Annotated in this window: 1 protein-coding gene; it reads left to right on the top strand. The window is 56.3% G+C overall.

Annotated elements, in window-relative coordinates:
- The coding region (locus Q4563_RS18715) for an FAD-dependent oxidoreductase (RefSeq protein ID WP_303605584.1) at positions 1-300 on the top strand (300 nt) is incomplete at both ends.

Here is a 300-nt window from a genome sequence, read left to right as displayed (position 1 = left end):
GTCTACGATGGCTACAAAAAACCCCGTCATTTTGACCGTAACCTGATAGTGATTGGAGCCGGTGCCGGTGGTTTGGTATCGGCGTATATCGCCGCCGCCGTCAAAGCCAAAGTGACCCTGATAGAAGCCAACAAGATGGGGGGTGACTGCCTCAACTATGGCTGTGTCCCCAGCAAGGCCCTGATCAAAAGCGCCAAGGTCGCGCATCAGATTCGCCATGCCGAACACTATGGCCTGACAGCAGAGACACCAGCAACCGACGTCCCCCGCTTCTCGTTCCGTACCATCATGGCACGAGTG

Source organism: Gilvimarinus sp. 1_MG-2023 (genome assembly GCF_030548285.1).
Note: the sequence above shows the minus strand (reverse complement) of the source record. Positions and strands in the feature narration are given on the sequence as shown.